General features: G+C 70.1%; 14 protein-coding genes and 3 pseudogenes. 9 read left to right on the forward strand and 8 right to left on the reverse strand.

Annotated elements, in window-relative coordinates; all coding sequences use genetic code 11:
• Positions 1-22 precede the first annotated feature (22 nt).
• The 3 genes from ACZ67Q_RS06500 to ACZ67Q_RS06510 are packed head-to-tail and all read left to right on the forward strand — an operon-like array spanning position 23 to position 2,915.
• Positions 23-706 (forward strand): response regulator, encoded by a 684-nt coding sequence (locus ACZ67Q_RS06500; protein WP_471177209.1) that lies wholly within the window; start codon positions 23-25, stop codon positions 704-706.
• Positions 707-741: 35 nt separating this feature from the next.
• On the forward strand, positions 742-2,256 hold the full coding sequence (locus tag ACZ67Q_RS06505) for an ATP-binding protein (protein ID WP_471177740.1): 1,515 nt from the start codon (positions 742-744) through the stop codon (positions 2,254-2,256).
• Positions 2,253-2,915: a hypothetical protein gene (locus ACZ67Q_RS06510; RefSeq protein WP_471177212.1), complete on the forward strand. Its 663-nt coding sequence runs from the start codon at positions 2,253-2,255 to the stop codon at positions 2,913-2,915. The genes ACZ67Q_RS06505 and ACZ67Q_RS06510 overlap by 4 nt, the downstream gene beginning before the upstream one ends.
• Positions 2,916-2,968: 53 nt before the next feature.
• Here the strand turns inward: ACZ67Q_RS06510 and ACZ67Q_RS06515 are convergent, their stop codons facing one another.
• A complete protein-coding gene (locus tag ACZ67Q_RS06515; protein ID WP_471177215.1) occupies positions 2,969-4,141 on the reverse strand; it encodes an epoxide hydrolase family protein in 1,173 nt (390 codons plus the stop codon).
• Between the two features lie 103 nt (positions 4,142-4,244).
• Between ACZ67Q_RS06515 and ACZ67Q_RS06520 the strand changes: the two genes are divergently transcribed.
• Both ACZ67Q_RS06520 and ACZ67Q_RS06525 read left to right on the forward strand, forming a co-directional pair.
• The gene (locus ACZ67Q_RS06520; protein ID WP_471177218.1) at positions 4,245-4,853 is read left to right on the forward strand and encodes a CGNR zinc finger domain-containing protein; all 609 of its coding nucleotides are present in this window, start codon (positions 4,245-4,247) and stop codon (positions 4,851-4,853) included.
• Between the two features lie 832 nt (positions 4,854-5,685).
• The gene (locus tag ACZ67Q_RS06525; protein WP_471177743.1) at positions 5,686-5,997 is read left to right on the forward strand and encodes an alpha-amylase; all 312 of its coding nucleotides are present in this window, start codon (positions 5,686-5,688) and stop codon (positions 5,995-5,997) included.
• A gap of 445 nt (positions 5,998-6,442) precedes the next feature.
• On the opposite strand, the gene ACZ67Q_RS06530 is transcribed toward ACZ67Q_RS06525, so the two are convergent.
• From ACZ67Q_RS06530 to ACZ67Q_RS06545, 4 genes and pseudogenes are all read right to left on the reverse strand, one after another.
• Complete coding sequence (locus ACZ67Q_RS06530; protein WP_471177220.1) at positions 6,443-6,718, reverse strand: trypsin-like serine protease; 276 nt, start codon at positions 6,716-6,718, stop codon at positions 6,443-6,445.
• A gap of 79 nt (positions 6,719-6,797) precedes the next feature.
• A pseudogene (locus tag ACZ67Q_RS06535) lies at positions 6,798-7,139 on the reverse strand (trypsin-like serine protease); the annotation flags it as partial.
• A gap of 214 nt (positions 7,140-7,353) precedes the next feature.
• Positions 7,354-7,767, reverse strand: a complete 414-nt coding sequence (locus tag ACZ67Q_RS06540) for a VOC family protein (RefSeq protein ID WP_471177223.1) — start codon at positions 7,765-7,767, stop codon at positions 7,354-7,356.
• Positions 7,764-8,348 (reverse strand): dihydrofolate reductase family protein, encoded by a 585-nt coding sequence (locus ACZ67Q_RS06545; protein ID WP_471177746.1) that lies wholly within the window; start codon positions 8,346-8,348, stop codon positions 7,764-7,766. Before ACZ67Q_RS06545 ends, ACZ67Q_RS06540 begins: the two co-directional genes overlap by 4 nt.
• A 429-nt stretch (positions 8,349-8,777) precedes the next feature.
• Between ACZ67Q_RS06545 and ACZ67Q_RS06550 the strand changes: the two genes are divergently transcribed.
• Entirely contained in the window at positions 8,778-9,614 is an 837-nt protein-coding gene (locus ACZ67Q_RS06550; protein WP_471177226.1) for a DUF2182 domain-containing protein, read from the forward strand.
• Between the two features lie 111 nt (positions 9,615-9,725).
• On the opposite strand, the pseudogene ACZ67Q_RS06555 reads toward ACZ67Q_RS06550, so the two are convergent.
• Together ACZ67Q_RS06555 and ACZ67Q_RS06560 are read right to left on the reverse strand one after the other, a co-directional pair.
• Positions 9,726-9,902, reverse strand: a pseudogene (locus ACZ67Q_RS06555) (IS5/IS1182 family transposase); the annotation flags it as partial.
• A gap of 112 nt (positions 9,903-10,014) precedes the next feature.
• Complete coding sequence (locus tag ACZ67Q_RS06560) at positions 10,015-10,812, reverse strand: alpha/beta fold hydrolase (RefSeq protein ID WP_471177228.1); 798 nt, start codon at positions 10,810-10,812, stop codon at positions 10,015-10,017.
• Positions 10,813-11,324: 512 nt separating this feature from the next.
• On the opposite strand from ACZ67Q_RS06560, the pseudogene ACZ67Q_RS06565 reads away from it, so the two are divergent.
• A pseudogene (locus ACZ67Q_RS06565) lies at positions 11,325-11,459 on the forward strand (IS5/IS1182 family transposase); the annotation flags it as partial.
• Between the two features lie 15 nt (positions 11,460-11,474).
• Here the strand turns inward: ACZ67Q_RS06565 and ACZ67Q_RS06570 are convergent.
• Positions 11,475-12,131, reverse strand: a complete 657-nt coding sequence (locus ACZ67Q_RS06570) for a DUF1326 domain-containing protein (RefSeq protein WP_471177231.1) — start codon at positions 12,129-12,131, stop codon at positions 11,475-11,477.
• 564 nt (positions 12,132-12,695) lie between these two features.
• On the opposite strand from ACZ67Q_RS06570, the gene ACZ67Q_RS06575 reads away from it, so the two are divergent.
• Entirely contained in the window at positions 12,696-13,235 is a 540-nt protein-coding gene (locus tag ACZ67Q_RS06575; RefSeq protein ID WP_471177748.1) for an ArsR/SmtB family transcription factor, read from the forward strand.
• Positions 13,232-14,524: an MFS transporter gene (locus tag ACZ67Q_RS06580; protein WP_471177234.1), complete on the forward strand. Its 1,293-nt coding sequence runs from the start codon at positions 13,232-13,234 to the stop codon at positions 14,522-14,524. The genes ACZ67Q_RS06575 and ACZ67Q_RS06580 overlap by 4 nt, the downstream gene beginning before the upstream one ends.
• Positions 14,525-14,592 lie beyond the last annotated feature (68 nt).

Below are 14,592 nucleotides of genomic sequence, written 5' to 3' on the forward strand. Positions count from 1 at the left end.
TCACCCCGAGGGAGAACCACCGATGCCCCGCGTACTCCTCATCGAGGACGACCCGTCCGTACGCGAAGGAGTCGAACTCGGCCTGCGCCGCCGCGGCCACGAGATCCGTACGGCCGCCACGGGCGAGGCCGGACTGGCCGCGCTGGCCGAGTTCCGCCCCGACCTGCTCCTGCTCGATCTGATGCTGCCCGGGATGAACGGCGTACAGGTCTGCCGGCGGGTCCGCGAGGACAGCCAGCTGCCCATCATCATGCTCACCGCGCGCGGGGACGACTTCGACATCGTCATCGGCCTGGAGGCCGGAGCCGACGACTACATCGTCAAACCCGCGCGCCCCGAGGTGATCGAGGCCCGGATCCGGGCCGTGCTGCGCCGCATCGACACCACCGGCCCCGGCCGGCCGGTCATCGAGGTCCACGGCGAACTCGCCATCGACCGGACCGCGCTGACCGTCGCCAAGGCCGGCCGGCGTCTCCCGCTCGCCCCTTCCGAACTCAAACTCCTGCTGCATCTCTCCGCCGCACCCGAGCAGGTGTTCAGCAGACAGCAGCTGCTGGAACACGTGTGGGAGCACAGCTACCACGCCGACGCGCGACTGGTCGACGCGTGCGTCGCACGCCTGCGCACCAAGATCGAGGACGAGGCGGGCAGCCCCCGCTACGTCCAGACCCTGCGGGGCTTCGGCTACCGCTTCGGACCCCTGTGAGCACCGGCCCGGCCCTGCGACGCCTGCGCCGCGGCCTGCCGGCCGACCGGCCGCGAACGGCCGACGGCAGCGCGCCCGGGACCGCTGCGGACACCCGCGCGCGGACCAGGGCGTTCGGCCTCCGTACCCGTCTGGTGCTCGCCTTCCTGCTGGTCGCCGCGGTGAGCGCGGGCACCACCGCCGCCCTGACCTACCGCGAGGCCCGCAACGCGCTGCTGAAGACCGCCCAGGACACCGCCGTCTCCTCCTTCCGCGACGAGGTCCAGCAGACCGGCTGGACGCTGCCCGTGCAGAAGGAGGGCCTGGAGGAACTCCTGCGCGAAATAGCCCGCAAGGGCAAACCACGCCCCTGGGTGGTGTTCGCCGAATACGGCACCTTGCGCGCCTCCTCCGGCGAGAACCCCGTCTCCACCGTCATCACGCCCGAACTGCGCCGCGCCGCCCGCAGCCACCCCCGAGGCAGCTTCCAGCGGGTCGTCAAGGACGGCGTCCCCTACCTGACCATCGCCATGCCCACCGTCTTCAAGACCGGACCCAGCGGCGTGCTGCCCAGCGGCATAGTCCTCTACGCCGTCATGCGGATGACCGACGAGCAGATCAACGTCGACGCGCTCCTCACCGCCGCGCGGGACGGCGCCCTGCCCGGACTGGCCGTCGCGCTCATCCCCGGCCTGATCGCCGCGCGCAGCGTGCTGCGCCCGGTGCGCGAACTGCGCAAGGCCGCCCAGGGCATGGGCAGCGGACGTCTCGACACCCGCATCCCGGTGCGCGGCAGCGACGAACTGGCCGACCTCGCCCGCACCTTCAACCAGTCCGCGGCCCAACTCGAACGCTCCGTACACGAACTGCGCGAGGCCGAGGCGCGCGCCCGCCGGTTCGCCTCCGACGTGTCCCACGAACTGCGCACCCCCCTCGCAGGCATGCTCGCCGTCACGGAGGTCCTCGACGAGGACGCCGGCCGGCTCGACTCCGACACGGCCCGGGCGGTCCGGCTGGTCAGCGCCGAGACCGGGAAACTCGCGGTACTCGTCGAGGACCTCATGGAGATCTCCCGCTTCGACGCCCGCGCGGCCGAGCTGCACGCCGACGACGTCGACGTCGCCGAGGCCATCCGCAAGACGCTGCAGAACCGGCACTGGACCGAGGACACGGTCCGTACCGAGCTTGCCGACGGCATCCGTGCCCGGCTCGACCCCCGCCGCTTCGACGTCGTGATCGCCAACCTGGTCGGCAACGCCCTGCGCCACGGCCGCGCACCCGTCACGGTGCGCTTGCGTGGCGAGGCATGCTCCTCGGACCCTGCCGCCCTGGTCGTCGAGGTCCTCGACAGCGGTCCCGGCATCCGGCCCGAGGTGCTTCCGCACATTTTCGACCGCTTCTACAAGGCTGACGCGGCCCGTACCCGCTCGGCGGGCAGCGGCCTGGGGCTGGCCATCACCCTGGAGAACGTGTGCCTGCACGGCGGAACGATCCGCGCCGGGAACCTGCCCGGAGGCGGTGCCGTCTTCACCGTCGTCATACCGCAGCACACGGGGGAGGCCGAGGGATGAGTCGTACGGGGGCACGCCGCCGCGCGAGGGCCGCCGCCGTCGCCGCGGGTCTGGCGCTCCTCGCAGGCTGCGGCATCCAGCAGACCGAGGCGATCGGGGCGGGCAGCCCCGCAACCGTTCAGGCCTTCCTCGGTCCGGACACCCGCATGCTGCTCTTCTTCGCCTCCCCCGACGGAGGTCTGAGCCCCGTGATCCGGTCGACGGAGTCCTCGGCCGGGTTCGGTGACGAGTACCACCGGTCGGGCACGGCAGGCCAGGGCCGTAGCGAGCCGACGCAACCCGTGACCACCGAGAAGGTGGTCCTCGCCCTCCTCGACGGTCCCAGCGCCCAGGACCGGGCCGTGGGCCTGCGCACCTCGCTTCCGCCCGCCCGCCCCGGCAAGGCCGTCACGGTGGACGCCTCCGCCAGCGGGACGGTCACGGTCGGCCTGCCCATCGCTTTGAGCGGGCTGGACCGGACGGCGCTGCGCCAGCTGATCTGCACGATCGCCTACAGCAAGAACGCCGACGGCGCCGTCACCGTGCACCTCAAGGGCCAGGACGGCGCCGCGAGGAGCGGCACGTGCGGCCTCGACCCTGCCAGGGAGGCGACGACGGGACACAACGCGGCCCCAGCGGAAACAGGCACGCCGGTCACGGGCAGCCAGGCCGCTTCTTGATCTCCGTGGTGAGTCCGCCGCGGCATTTGTCGAGTGCCGGCACCCAGCCGTGTTCACCGATTGGCGGCCAGCACTGCCGCGAGGCCCTCTCGCAGATCCTTGACGAAATACTCGGGGACCTCCAGCGACGGGAAATGGCCCCCGGTTTCGGGTGACCTCCATCGGACGATCTGCCGGTACCGCTCCTGTGCCCAGGGGCGCGGGCACTTCTCGATGTCGCCGGGATACATGGTGATTGCCGACGGGACGTCGACCCGAAGTTCCGGGTCGAGCGAGTTGTGGCTTTCGTAGTAGATGCGGGCCGACGATGCGCCGCTCCGCGTCAGCCAGTACAGAGTGACGTCGTCGAGAACGCGGTCCATGGAAATCGTCTCGAACGGGCTGTCTTCGGTGTCCGACCACTCGGCGAACTTGTCGAGGATCCAGGCGAGAAGCCCGACCGGTGAGTCGACGAGCGAGTAGCCGATGGTCTGAGGTCGGGTTGCCTGCTGCTTCGCGTACGCTGCGCGACGGCGCCAGAAGTCCCGGGTTTCCTCGGCCCACTTGCGCTCGACCGCCGTCAGCCTGTCCGTTGCCAACCCGGGCGGCCCCTCCGCGAACGTGGTGTGGATGCCGAGAACGTGCTCCGGGTACCTGCCACCGAGGACCGTGGTGATGTTGCCTCCCCAGTCGCCGCCGTGGGCTGCGAACTTGCTGTAGCCGAGCCTGCCCATCAGTTCCACCCATGCGGCCGCGATCTTTTCGGTTCCCCACCCGGTGGTGGCCGGCTTGTCGCTGTAGCCAAAACCCGGCAGCGACGGCACCACGACGTGGAACGCCGGCGCGTCCGCGTCTTTCGGATCTGCCAGCTCGTCCACTACATCGACGAACTCGGCAATGCTGCCTGGCCACCCGTGCGTCAAGACCAGGGGAGTGGCATCCGCGCGCGCGGATCGGCAGTGCAGGAAGTGGATTCCCAGACGATCGACGGTCGTGCGGAATTGACCAATGCGGTTAAGGCGCGCTTCGAACGACCGCCAGTCGTACCCGGTGCGCCAGTAGCTCACCACATCGACGAGGTCGGCGAGCGGAACGCCCTGTTCCCATCGGCGAGGGCCTGGCTCGGAGCGATAGACCGTCTCGGCCTCCGGTAACCGCGCCGCGGCCAGCCGCGTGCGCAGATCGTCGAGGTCGGCGTCAGGTGTGTGGGCTTCAAACGCTCGTACGTCGTTGGCTGGACGGGGCATGAGACCTCCTGGCCATCGTGGAACCGGCCACGAACGACTGCGAACCGGCTAAGCCGGTTCTAGCAGGCTTTCATGCCGTCAGGCAACCGGCTAAGGTGGTTCCATGGCTGCTGCGTTCCCCGACTTCCGCCTCGGCAGCGTGCTGGCGACCAGCTTCACGGGAACTCTGTCGGAGCGTCACGGCCACGCTGTGGAGCGCATTCCCACGCCGCAGCGGCTCGTCGACTGGCTGGCCGTGCACGGCCTCGCCGTGGATTCCTGCACCCCTGCTCAGCTCGAGCTCGCTCGGGAACTGAGGGAGGCGATTCACGCCGCCGCGACAGCGGCCGCGACTCAGGACGGACTCCCTGCGTCTGCTGTCCAAGTCATCAATGCCTGCAGCGTTCGGGGTCGGGCCGCGGCCGTCCTGACGCCCGAGGGCAAGCGGCAATGGCGGCTCAGTGCGCCTTCTTGTGTGGAAGACGCTCTCAGCGTGATCGCCGCCGACGCGATCAGCATCATCGCGGGCGAACGAGACGGAAAACTCGCCCTGTGCGCATCACCGACCTGCCAAGCCGCCTTCTTCGACACCAGTCAAAGTCGGACGCGTAAGTGGTGTGACATGAACACCTGCGGGAACCGGCAGAAGAAGGCGCGCTTCAACGCCAACAAGCGCAAAAGCACTGGAGAACGGGCCGAAGTTGGCCGAGGCTCTTCGCCTACGGCGACCTAGAGGGGAGTGTCCGCCGCTGCCCGGGGCCGCCGACTGGCTCCTGACCCCGCTCGATCACCGGCCGCAGCATCAGGCGAACAGTCCTCGGACGAGGACCCGTCCCCATGGCGGGTGAGGCGACAGCCCGCGGTCTCCTACCGAGGTCGGCCCCAGGCACCCTCCCCGGGGCCGACGCCCTGCCGGCAATGCGCAGACATGCTTCTGCACATGGTCACTGAGGACGAGATGCTGAGGGCTTGGCGCACAGCGTTCCGGTCGAGCACGAGAGGGGGCCCGATGTGCCGGACGCGCACAGGGCCGGGTGAGCGGGACGGATGTCGTCCTGGGAGTGCGCGCAGCGCCGGCGCTCGGTGACGAACAGGGCGCTGTTCTGGACGCGTGGGTCGGGTACCCGGTGTGTACGCAGAACGCGACTCACTGCACGTCCGCTGCAACCGCCCCATGGTCGTCGAAGGGGAAGAGCCCGGCAATCGCTTCGTCCGGTTGGGCCGGAGCCGTTGCGTACCGGCCGTAGTGGGGCCACACCACGGGTGGACGCCTTGCAGGTTGCGGCCTACCGGTGACGGGCTGGGCGTCGTCGACCTGGCCAGACACCCTGAACGGTCCCCAAGCGGCTGAAATGGTTGAAGGGTCATCTTATGGGTCAGGCCGTCCTTGAGCCATGTGTGCTGGTGACGCTCCTCCGCGCCTGCAAGCACCGGGGTGTCCCAAAGTGGGCGGCTGCCTTTTGCGCTGCTCCTCCGTGACTGCAAGCTTCATTTCTTGAACGGGGGAGCGCCTGACACCAGGCATGCGTCCTAACCCACAAAGGAGTTGAGCGGTGCAATCCTGGATGAAAGCGGCCATTGCGACGACGACAGGCTTCACAGCATTGATCCTCCCGCTCGGTGTGGCCACACCTGCCATCGCCGGGAACGAGCCATCAGCGCCTGCCCCGGCCTGCGTGGCGATGTATGAGAGCTGGCGGTATACGAGCGCCGCCAACAACTGCGCGGACGCCGTCAGCATCTCCGTCGCCTACCAAGACGGAGCAGCCGGCCCTTGCATCACCCTTCCCCCGGGTGCCGTCTCCACAGTCGGGGAGGGCTACCTCGGCCAGCACGGACACCCCGACCACCTGGCGACCTGCCGGCCGTCCGCCTGAGGCGCCGTCAGTCGTTGACCGAACGCCGTTTCTGGGCGGCGGACCGGTCCGCCTCGCACGCCCGCGGCAGGCGGGTCGCGGCGTCGCGACAGGGGGAGGGTGGCACCGGTCGGATCGGACGCGATGGAAGGTCCCGGGCACAGCACCAACTGCCGACCAGGCCCCCGTCGAAGTCCCCTTCGTCGTGCGCCCATCGCCGGCCGGCTGCCCTGCCAGGGCGCAGGTCATCGCGTCGGTCCAGGGCTGTGCATCTTCTCAGCCCCACTTGTGCAGGCCGGCCCGATCGCCCGGCGGCACGTCGGGACGCCGGGGTACCCGCTGGGCCGGTCCGAGTGATCTGACCGCGCCCGCCGCCGACTCGTGGTCGAAAGAATGCCGGGCAGGCTGGCCCTGGTGAGGACCCGAAACCTCACGACGTTCGTCGCGCTTGATGGTCTTCTCGGAGTCACCGAAGCACGCCATGGCCTGGGGTGCACAGCCGGCTGCGGTCGGCGTAACTCGGGGCACACTCGGCCGCGGCACCTCTGCGGGTTTCAAGCTCCTGCAGTCGGTCCGCGAACCTCAGCTCTGTGTCCGAGGTGGTGCCGAAGCCCAGGATCCTGGTCGAAGTACCCGGCATACCTGCCCGCTTGGCCAGCGGGATGGGCCTCTCGGCTACGGGACGGTCGAGGCGGACCAGCGCGATGTCGTCCTTGTTGGCGCCTCCCTTGTAGCTGTTCACGTAGCGGGGGTGGACGGACGATCCGGTCGATGGCCCGGACGGTGCCCCCGGACTTCCGGTGGTCGCTGCCGACACGGACGATGCCGTCAAGCACGAGATACTCACCCTGCACGCAGTGGGCTGCCGTCAGTACCCACTGCGCATGAATCAGCGAGGCCCCGCACGACCCGTCGAGCACTCCCTGCGTCGGGGCCGACTCAGGGATCGTCGCCATGAACGGGTAACGCTCCGTGGCATCGCCCCCGTTGACGATCGCTCCGGCGCTGCCCGTCATCACGGTGCCGCACACCGCGGCCGTGAGAGCACCGACGGCAGTGACACGCGCCACGCGGCCACGTACCGACTTCACGCTGAACATGGAGGTCCTTTGCTCGGAGATGCGGACGTGTCCAGCCTGTGTGTTCAAGATCTTCCGGGCCATCGGGGCAGCAGGCCAAGGCGCAGGCCGGGCAGCGGTAGCCAACAGGTAGGGATATCCACCGACGCGGTAGTCCTGGCTGCGCACCGGTTGACCCGTCCCACGCCTGCGGCCTGATACGTCGTCGAAGTCCGCGGGGCCACGCCTGGGCACTGGGCCCCTCTGGACACTGGGCCCGTCGCGAAACGAGGCGTCTTGACTCAGTTCACCGGACCGCTCAGGTGAAGTCTGCGGCCGTGATGCCGGCGGGGTGTCCGGGCGGCCACTCCACCAACTCGATCCGGTAGCCGTCCGGGTCGGTGAGCCACGACGTCTTCGGGCCGCGAGGGCCGCCCGGGTACTGGACAGGTCCCGGCTCCAGACCGGCGTCGGTCAGCCGCTCCAGGGTGCCGGCCAGTGTGTCCACCTGGATCGCGAGGTGGGCGAAACCGGTGCCCACGTCGACGCGTCCGCCGGCAGGGCGGTGGACCAGCTCGAGTGAGGCGGCCGGTTCGCCGGGGAACCGGAGGATCACGAGGTGACCCGCGTCGCCGCCCTGGACCCTGCCCAGCTCGACGTAGCCGAGTGCGGTGTAGAAGTCGAGTGAGCGGTCGAGGTCGGTGACCCGGCAGGAGACGAAGAGCGTCTTCACACAGCCTCCTGGGACCGGCGCACCCGGTAGCGCAGGTGCGTGACGTCTCGATCGTCTAGCCGTCGGACGAGGTCGAGTTCGATGTGATCACTGCCCAGGTGGTCGAACAGCCGTCGGCCGTCCCCGAGGAGAACCGGAACGAGGTGGATCTCCATCTCGTCGATGTGCCCGGCTCGCAGGAGTGCTTGGGCCGCGCCCGCCCCATGGACCATGACCGGCCGGTCACCGGCGGCCGCGCGAGCCTGACGGGCGCAGTCCTCGACGTCGGTCACGAATCGCGCGTGGCCGGGTGGCACGTCCCCGTCATCCACACGATGGGTGAGGACGAAGATCGGCACACCGTCGTGATGGTCTCCCTGCCAACGCCCGGCAAGTTCGAAGGTCCGACGGCCGGAGATCACCGCGCCGGTCGCCAGCGCCTCGCGATAGACCTGTCCGCTGGGACCGTCGAACTCCCGGTCGTCGAGCCAGTTGAAAAGACGTCCACCGGCGCGACCGAGCTCCTGGCCGGGGCGATCGTCCGGACCGGCGACGAAGCCGTCGAGCGACATCGACATGTACAGCCGAATCGGATTGCTCATCCTGGCTTCCATCTTTCCTCCACGCCATGGGGTGCTCCGCTTCTCGCCCCGTCGGGCGGGAGTGCCAAAGGGGAAGACCTCGGGCAGCAAGCAAACTCATCGCTCGTACTCGCGACGGGTCTGCGCTGGGGGAGAGGTCGTCGCTGCGCCGCCGGCCGCCCCCCCCCGCCGGGCACTGGTGGAGTGACTGCCGGTTTCCTCCTGCAGGAGCCCGGGTCGAAGGAGCCCGACCGGGAGGAGATGAGCACCTGCTCGGTGGGCCTGCGCTGCAACAGCCCCTCGGCGGCCATCGCCTCAGCCGGGTCAGCGGCCTCGCCGACCCGGGTACTCGTCCGTCGGTGCGCTGTGCGTACGGCACCGAGGTCCTGCGCGCTCGCACGGCACGGGGATGCGTGCTGTTCTGGAAGAAGCCTCAGGAGCCACACGCCGATGCGTCGCAGCCGCACTTCCGCCCTCGTATCCGCCCGGTCGCCCGCACCGACCGGGGCGGGCGGAGGCCTGCTGCCGGCCAGGGAACTCGCGGCGGCCTGGCTCCTGGTCGTACTGATCGCGGTGCCCGCCTGGGTGCTGACCATCGGGCAGGCCCGGCAGATGGGCGTCGAGCCCGGCACGATGGGGATGGCGCTGCCGCTGTTCCTGCTGCTGTGGGTGACGATGATGGCGGCCATGATGCTGCCGTCCATGGCGCCGGTGGCCATCACCTGGGCGCGTGGCATCGGCCGGCAGTCCTCGGGCTGGGCGCGGACCGCGCGCACCATGGAGTTCGTCGGAGGATACCTACTGGTATGGACCGCGTGCGGGCTGTTCGCCTACGCGGTGCTCGCCCTCACCGGCGGCCTGGTGGACGACCATCCGACCGCCGGACGCTGGATCGGAGCCGTGTCCTTCCTGCTCGCGGGCCTGTACCAGCTCGGCCCCCTCAAGCACGTCTGCCTGCGGCACTGCCGGGACCCCATGAGCCACCTGGTGCGCTACGCCGGGTTCCCGCAGCCGGCCCGCGACCTCCGGGTGGGCGTCCATCACGGCGCCTACTGTGCCGGCTGCTGTGCGGGACTGATGGTCGTCCTCGTCCCGCTCGGCGTGATGAACGTGGCGGCGATGGCCGGACTGGCCGTGGTGATCTTCGTGGAGAAGCTGTGGTCGCGCGGTCCCCTGCTTGCCCGGGCCGTGGGTGTCGCGTTCCTCGTCCTGGCCGTGGTGACCCCGTTCCAGGACTGGCTGCTGCCGGGCCTGCGGGGCGGGATGCCGTCGATGGGCGGCATGTGACGCAGCTGCGACCCACCGTGCTCCGGCAACGGGCTGTCTGGGCTTGCGATGGACTCTCTGGGGGCGGGGCCTGGTCGAGTCGCTCCAGAGGTCTAGGGGGTTTCGTTTGGATCACCGAGCCGGCCAGAGGAAGATGCCCGCGATGCGGAGTCCAGCGAGGTAGATGGTCGCGGTCTTCTCGTAGCGGGTGGCGATGCCGCGCCACTGCTTCAGGCGGTTGATGCACCGCTCGACGGCGTTGCGCTGCTGGTACGTCTACCGGTCGAAGGCGGGCGGTCTGCCGCCAGAGCGAAGAGCCGACCGCGCTGGGCGTCCGCTGGTGAGACTTCCTATAGCTGTGCCCTGGCTCCTCGAAACTCAGGAGCCAGGACATGGCACCGTGGTGGTGGACTACCGCCGACTATGGGCGGGAAGCGTGGGCCACGGCCACGGCCTCGGCGATGGCGGCAGCCAGCGGTTCGGGGGCCTCCACCGGCAGGAAGAACACCGAGCCCGGGATCGTCACCACGCGGGCGTTCGGGCAGGCTTCCAGGGTCCTGCGCTCGGCATCAGTGAGCCCGCCGTCGCCCTTCTCGGCGTGGATGGTCCAGGTCGGCACGCCGGCCCGGCACAGCCGGACGGCCCGCTGCTCGTCCTGGCGCAGCCACCGTGTGTACTCCAGCAGGATCCACCGCATGACCGCCGGGTCGTTCCTGTCGAAGTCGGCGCGCAGTTCGGCCTGACGCTCCGGGGACATCCGCATGTGCTTGAGCATCACCCCGGTCGCCTTGCCCAGCAGCCTCACCGGGAGGCCGCCGAGTACGCGGCCCAGCGCCACGAGCACGCGGAAGAACGCCGGATCGTCGGGGGAGCTGAGGCTGACGCCCGACAGCACGACCGGCCCGGTGAAGGTGCCGGAAGTGACCATCTCCACCGCGATGCACGAGCCCATGCTGAACCCGGCCACGACGTCCGCCCGAATCTCGGCCGCCAGCTCCGCCGAGACCCGCGCGTACGACGCCATGCTGCAGTCCTCCAGAGGTGCCGTCCCCACGTGTCCCGGCAAGGTCGCGGCCACCAGCCGCAGCCCTTCGAGCATGGGCTGCGCCATCACCTCCGCGAACGAGTCGGCGCTGCACATGCCCCCGGGAAGCAGCAGCACCGTGTGGGCGGCGTCTGCCGGGCCGGATTCGCGCAGTTGCCAGTCAGTGCCCATCATCCATCGCCTCCTCTCCGCCGTGGGCGGTGGGCCCGAAGGCCGGCGCGGTTATGGCTGAGCGCCCGATCCACCGGAAACGGCGGCAGCAAGGGAAACACCTCTTGTTCCACGTTAGAAGCCTGGTCGCTGAGATCGCCGCGGATACGGCGCAGGAGCGCGGGGTGTGGCGGCACCCCGTACGGTTCGCGCGGCTGCGGGCGGACATGGAGACGGGAGACGTGGCGGTCTTTGGCCACCGGGCGGTTCCGGCGTCCGGACGCGGCTCCGCTCGAGGTGATTCGGTCCGGGTGCCGTGGTTACCCAGAACGTACGGGGCTGGGCAGAGTGGCCCCCAGGCCGCGGTCCTTTAGGGTGCTTCTTCCGGATCTTGGTTCGGCCGGACTTCGCACACTGTTGCCGGCACATATATTGGCGAGATGGACGAAGCCGAGGCGAGCGGTCAGGCGTGGAGGGATGAGGTCCGAGCGCGTCCGACTGCTGAGCGGGATCGGGACGCCTTGGCCCGGCTTGTCGAGCGGAGCACGGTCGAGCGGTGCATCAACAAGCTCAAGCAGTGGCGCGGCCTGGCCACTCGATACGACAGGACCGCCACCATCTACCTCGCCGGACTCCACATCGCCGCCATCTTCATCTGGTCAGCGAGGTGATCCGGAAGAAGCGCCCTAGTCGGGTCCGCTCCAGTCGAACGGGAAGTGCTTGCTCGACTTCCCCGAGCGTTCCCAGGAGAACCCGAAGGCCTCTGCGCGGTCGGTGGTGGCCCGCCCCCACGTGGCGACCTGGCCGGGTCCGACCTCGGCGCCCGGGGCGTTGTGGACCTGGACGCGTGCGCCGTCCGGAGTCGTCGGGCCGGCCAGGGCCTCGACGGTGGCCGTGACGCGGCCAGGAATCTCGGCCCGCCAGGTGGCGAGGTCCTCGTCGATCTCCACGTGGATGGGAGCGAAGTCCATACCGCGCATCTCGGGCTGGAGCATCCCCCCGAACCGCGCCGGCCACCCGCCGGCCTCGCCGCCGAAAATGGCGCCGAGCGCACCGCGCTGCTGTTCGTCGGCGCGCTCGTCGAGGAAGACCGCGGCATACGCGTCGGTGTGCTCGCCGGCCCAGACGTTTCCGACGAAGGAGCCGAGCATCAGGACGTTGAGACCGTCGAGCCGCACGTCACCGAAGCTGCCCTCGCGGATGTGCCACACCAGCACGCCTTCGCATTCACCGTAGGTGGGGGGCTGCGCAAAGGTGCAGGGGCACGGTATCGCGCAATTGCACACATCGAACCAATCACCGGCAAGGCGCCAGCGCGTACCGGTGGTGACCTGCTCTGTCATCTCGCTTACCTCCCGCCGGGCTCGAAGGAGCCCACTCGGAGTGGCGAGACCGCGTTTCCCGAGCCCGCTCCCAGGATCGTGAGACGGCCTCCCCTCCAGCTTGCACCCGCCGCACGACAGGGCAAAGCCGGAGCAGCTGGGCTTCCGGCCCGGTACCGCGCGACCCGGGGCGGGGGTTGAGCGCCGATCCCAGGGGGTGCCGAGCGCGGCGACGGGCCGGCCGCCCCTGATTTCCGGCGTGGCGGTTCTCCTCTCGCGCCGCCTCGCGAAGGGGAAACCGAGCGAGCCGCCCTCCAACGCCGCCCCCGTGTCACTACCCACCGCTTCCCAACCGGCCCGACCCCACCGCGCACGTCGGCGACAGGCGGCGCCGCCTCGTCGACGCCCACCACCGCCTGCACAGCCCCACCACCGCGTGCACAGCCCCGTCGAACCGGACGAATGCCCTCCGCGGGCGCGGCGAAGACGTGGAAGACGAGTCGCCCGCTGGGAGTGGACCTGTCCACCCGCGAAATTCGCGAAATCCCCTTGCTCAATGGTCAAGAGTCGTTGACCATTGCTGGCATGCCTGCCGATGATCTCCCCGAGACGTTCCACGTCACCACTGACGAACAGCTGCGCGCCGTCTCCAATCTCACGCGCCACCGGATCATGGCCGTGCTCCGCTTCGAGCCGGCGACGATCACGCAGGTCGCCGAGCGGGTGGGCCTCGCGAAGGGAAGTTCCAGCTATCACGTGCGGCTGCTGGAGCGGGCCGGCCTGGTGAAGGTGGTACGGACACGGAAGGTGCGGGGTGTCACCGAGCGGTACTACGCGATGGCCGCGCGGGCGATCGTGCTGCCCGATCCCGGGGAGGGAGGGCCGGATGTGCTGATGCGTCATGCGGTGGCGGACTTGGAGGCGTCGCCGGCGGACGGCGAGCGGCACGTACGGATGGCGCATCTGCGACTCACCGAGGAGCAGTTCGCGCAGCTCGGGTCGCGGCTGCAGGCACTGGCGGACGAATACCGGGAGCTGTCCGATCCGTCGCTGCCGGACGCGTCACTCGTCTTCGCACTGTTCCGCCCGGCACCGCGCGAGCAGTCCGAGGGGGGCGTCAAGTGACTTCGGACGTTCGGAAGTTGCCGGCCGGGTTCGGACGTCTGTGGGCCGCGCAGACGGTGTCCTCGCTCGGTGACGGGGTGTCGCATGCCGCACTGCCGCTGCTCGCGTTGACGCTGACCCGGGATCCGATGGCACTCGCCGTCGTCACGGCCGCCGGGACGCTGCCATGGCTGCTCTTCGGGGTGCTCGGCGGTGCGCTGGTGGACCGCTGGGACCGCCGGCGCACGATGTGGGTCATGGACGCGGCGCGTGCAGTGCTGCTCGCGACACCGGCGGCAGCGGCCGCGCTCGACGTGCTGAGCATTGCGCTGCTCGCGGCCGTCGCCTTCCTGCTCGGCCTCGGCGGGCTCTTCTTCGATACGGCCGCCACGGCCTATCTGCCGGATCTGCTCGGTCGCGACGCCGCACTCCTGGAGCGCGCCAACTCCCGGTTGCGCGGAGCACAGACGGCCATGTCCGGCTTCGCGGGGCCTCCTGCGGGCAGTGCGCTGCTCGCGCTCGGGCGGGCGGTTCCGCTGCTCACCGACGCGGTGTCGTTCCTGCTCTCCGCGCTTCTCGTACGTACGCTGCCCGCCACCCCCCGGCCCGTGCCGGAGGTACGCGAGTCCCTGCTCCGGCAGGCGCGGGCCGGGGCCTCGTACGTCTTCCGGGACCGGGTGCTGCTCGGCCTCGCGCTCCGCCCGGCGGTAGGGAACGTCGCCTTCCTCGCCGTGGAGACCGTCCTCGCCCTCTTCGCGCACGACCGCCTCGGCATCGACACCTACGGCTTCGGTCTGCTCCTCACTGCGGAGGCCACCGGGGGTCTGCTCGGTGCAGGCATCGCCTCCCACCTCGGCCGGCGACTCGGCACCGGCACCGCACTGACCTGTACGGCCGCCGTGGAGGGGCTTGCCGTCCTGGGCCTTGCCGCCGCCCCCGACCCGTACGTGGCCGGGATGGCGCTCGCCGTCTGCGGGGCCGGCATGGGCGCCACGATGGTGCTCGCGCCCTCCCTGAGACAGACGATGGTCCCGGCCCACCTCATGGGCCGGGTCGCCTCCACCTCGCGCATGCTGGCCATGTGCGCGGCCCCTTTCGGGGCCTTCGTCGGCGGCTGGCTGGCCACCACCTACGACATCCGCACCCCGCTCTACGCCGCCGCCGTCCTCCTCCTGGCGATGACGGCAGTCACGGCATCCATGACCAGCAACCGCCGGATCGAAGCGGCGCTACGTGCCGCCGCCCCGGCCGACGCTCCGGATCGCCCGGCATCCACGCATCGCGCCGAGGAGAATGCACGCGCATCCTGATGCTGGACGCGCTGATCAGTTACGTGGCCGCTCATCCCGGAGCGGCGGTTCGAGCGCAGGGCAGACGA

The sequence above is a fragment of the Streptomyces sp. NPDC036813 genome (genome assembly GCF_055609245.1).

Bases quoted from the DNA above. Each gene is read 5' to 3' on its own strand.
- ACZ67Q_RS06500 (WP_471177209.1), top strand. From the start codon at position 23: ATGCCCCGCGTACTCCTCATCGAGGACGACCCGTCCGTACGCGAAGGA.
- ACZ67Q_RS06510 (WP_471177212.1), top strand. From the start codon at position 2,253: ATGAGTCGTACGGGGGCACGCCGCCGCGCGAGGGCCGCCGCCGTCGCC.
- ACZ67Q_RS06515 (WP_471177215.1), bottom strand. From the start codon at position 4,141: ATGCCCCGTCCAGCCAACGACGTACGAGCGTTTGAAGCCCACACACCT.
- ACZ67Q_RS06520 (WP_471177218.1), top strand. From the start codon at position 4,245: ATGGCTGCTGCGTTCCCCGACTTCCGCCTCGGCAGCGTGCTGGCGACC.
- ACZ67Q_RS06525 (WP_471177743.1), top strand. From the start codon at position 5,686: ATGAAAGCGGCCATTGCGACGACGACAGGCTTCACAGCATTGATCCTC.
- ACZ67Q_RS06545 (WP_471177746.1), bottom strand. From the start codon at position 8,348: ATGAGCAATCCGATTCGGCTGTACATGTCGATGTCGCTCGACGGCTTC.
- ACZ67Q_RS06550 (WP_471177226.1), top strand. From the start codon at position 8,778: ATGCGTCGCAGCCGCACTTCCGCCCTCGTATCCGCCCGGTCGCCCGCA.
- ACZ67Q_RS06560 (WP_471177228.1), bottom strand. From the start codon at position 10,812: ATGATGGGCACTGACTGGCAACTGCGCGAATCCGGCCCGGCAGACGCC.
- ACZ67Q_RS06570 (WP_471177231.1), bottom strand. From the start codon at position 12,131: ATGACAGAGCAGGTCACCACCGGTACGCGCTGGCGCCTTGCCGGTGAT.
- ACZ67Q_RS06575 (WP_471177748.1), top strand. From the start codon at position 12,696: ATGCCTGCCGATGATCTCCCCGAGACGTTCCACGTCACCACTGACGAA.